Here is a 2,459-nt window from a genome sequence, read left to right on the forward strand (position 1 = left end):
AAACTTAAGGCTTGAGCTTGCCCAGATAGAACGAATGATGCTTGCCGCCTTTACGAAATCTCAAGTAGGCATAAGGACCGCATCCTTTGATTGTCTTGGATTCGATGTATCCCGTACTACCGCGCGCACCAGTAGCAGCCATTTTTTCTTCTCGTTTTTCTTCCCAGTCGGAGTCGGCTTCCAACTCCGACAACCTTTTCTCTTCAGCGTCAATTAGCACGTCAATTGCATCGAGAAGGTACTTGAGCTCTTCCAGCTTAAGTTGATAGCAATCTTGCAACACGCTGTGCAGCGTTGCAATTTTCACGGAACAACTGCGCTTTTTGGGCATAACCAGTCAAATTTATGGGGCAAAAGCGATAGCATACTCTGCAAATATCGAGTCATTGCACCCTAAACTGATAGAGCACAAGCGGGCTAAAGTTTCCACTCAAACCTCGTGTCTTGTACAATTTTTAGTATAGGCTTACCGCTTGTTAAAACTGTAGCACAGATATAAGGTCGAGCATGGGACGGAAACAGAGATCGCCTTCAGGCATTGTTTTTCGAGCGCGAGTTGCGCGACAGACACCAGAAAAACTTGAAAAGCTTGCAGCTTCTATGGGTCACTTGTACGGAGGCAAGGGAAAACCCGGTGCCCTACTAGATATGCTGGCATCTGGAGATTTGGTTCTCGTACCCAAAACCGCAACAGATGTCATCAAATCTGTGGCACAGTTTTTGGAAAAAACCGAGCAGCCGGCCGTCAAATTGGATCGTAAGCGGGGGGACGGTACTCAAACAATTCCTGCGGAGTCACAGCAAATCTAGACCGGTCTGTTCCTGATGTTGGTAAAGCAAATGATCCTTGATGGCGACTTGCTTGAATGTCTTCAGAACTCCATTCAAAAGACAGTACAAACTGAGTCCTTTGATAGCGCAAGTCAGCAATTGTTACCTCCCCGGTTTCCCTTTACAGATAGATGGTGAGTGTTTGGGAAACAGCTAATTGTCTCTAATTTCACAGAATAACGGATTAAAACTTTGCGTTTTTTTTTACCTGCTTGTAACAATACTCCGGACAGTTTTTAAGCAGCCAAAGTACCATAAGACAAGACTGAAGGAAGGTTAGGGTGATTTAAAATCAAATCCCGGTCTAAATCTAACTTATCAATAAAGGTACAAAGTAGATGCTTATTGAATTCCAGACGTTTATAAGAGGCCATAGAAAACACAAACGACTTGGCAGATGAATGACAACTAGAGAGTTCATGTTTAGCTAAGTTTAAGGCACTTAGACTGGCATTAAAATGAAAATCAAGCCGTGGCAAATGACGAGCTTGACAATCAGACAATCCTGTAAATTGCTTGGCATCACGAAAAATAAATTCAATCTGGAAGCGAGCCTGATAATATTCAATAATTTGCTCAGGTGGTAGGTGAATATCAGTGCTAAACAATAAAGCATTTTTGATTTTGCCGTTGGCTTGAACCTCAGAGATACAAACCAAACAAATTGGGCAATTCAAACAACAACTCCACACAATCAATGTATATAATGAAACTCCCGGTTTTAGGTCTTTAACAAAATTAAGACGACTCAAATCATGGCAGTCAACCTTACCATCATATTTACGTGGAGCTCCCAGTTTCTTTTGTTCACCTGTATAGAAATAGCGCAGGTTAGCATCACTTCTTAACTTGCCAATAAAGTCTAAATTTAAGTCCCGCACAGCCTCCCAGAATTTAGATCGATAGTAATAGCCATCAGCCACCAAATAACGTACAGAAGTTGGGAAGTAAAAACGAGTATTCTTTAGATGTTGTGCATAGTCATCAACTCTTGTGAGGTCAGGCGTTGAGCTTTGAGGCTCCGGTTTTTTGCGAGATTTCTTAGACCAGCAATTCTTCGGATTTTGTGGCAGTTTTTTTACCGGCGTTATGGGAGGACGTGACGGAGTTTGTTGTACACTTAAGCTATAAGATAAACGAGTCTCAATTTCGACAATAGAAATCACAGAAATTTCCAACCCCTGTTCCGATTTACCAGCTACACCATTATAAAAGTAAGCTTTACCGTCAGTTTTTTTGCCACTTTTTCTTAAAAAAGAACAATCAATAACAGCAATGACTGTGTGTTCAGGATTTAAGGCTTTTTCGAGGAAATAGTGATTTAATTGTGGAAAGTTAAATGTTTTGAGAAAGTGACGACGATAAGTTTTTTCACTCAAACAACTATAACGACTGAGATTCGTGAAGTTGATTTTGCCATAGCTCAGTAAAATAGTTGAGAATAAAGTGATTAAAAACTTTTTTTGGGGTTGACTAATCCCTGGCATTTGTTGTAAAATGGATTCAATAATCTTCATAAGGCAATCTGTTAAGCTTGTGTGTTTTTATAGCTTAAGTAGGTAGGCGTAAAAAAACCAAATCATGTTAAGATAAGTAAACACTCAAGATTTGATTTACAAAATCAACAA

At 40.3% G+C, this 2,459-nt stretch carries 3 protein-coding genes; 1 reads left to right on the plus strand and 2 read right to left on the minus strand.

The genetic code is table 11. The features are described from left to right. Positions 1–4: 4 nt before the first annotated feature. Positions 5–307 carry a hypothetical protein gene (locus tag QUB51_RS30035; protein WP_333264522.1) on the minus strand — a complete coding sequence of 101 codons (303 nt, stop codon included), beginning with the start codon at positions 305–307 and terminating at the stop codon, positions 5–7. Between the two features lie 200 nt (positions 308–507). On the opposite strand from QUB51_RS30035, the gene QUB51_RS30040 reads away from it, so the two are divergent. Further along, positions 508–810: a hypothetical protein gene (locus tag QUB51_RS30040; RefSeq protein WP_333058617.1), complete on the plus strand. Its 303-nt coding sequence runs from the start codon at positions 508–510 to the stop codon at positions 808–810. 257 nt (positions 811–1,067) lie between these two features. Here the strand turns inward: QUB51_RS30040 and QUB51_RS30045 are convergent, their stop codons facing one another. Further along, positions 1,068–2,348, minus strand: a complete 1,281-nt coding sequence (locus QUB51_RS30045; protein WP_333058616.1) for a transposase — start codon at positions 2,346–2,348, stop codon at positions 1,068–1,070. Positions 2,349–2,459 lie beyond the last annotated feature (111 nt).

Origin of the sequence: Microcoleus sp. AT8-A3 (assembly GCF_036705675.1) — a bacterium.
Lineage (GTDB): Bacteria > Cyanobacteriota > Cyanobacteriia > Cyanobacteriales > Microcoleaceae > Microcoleus.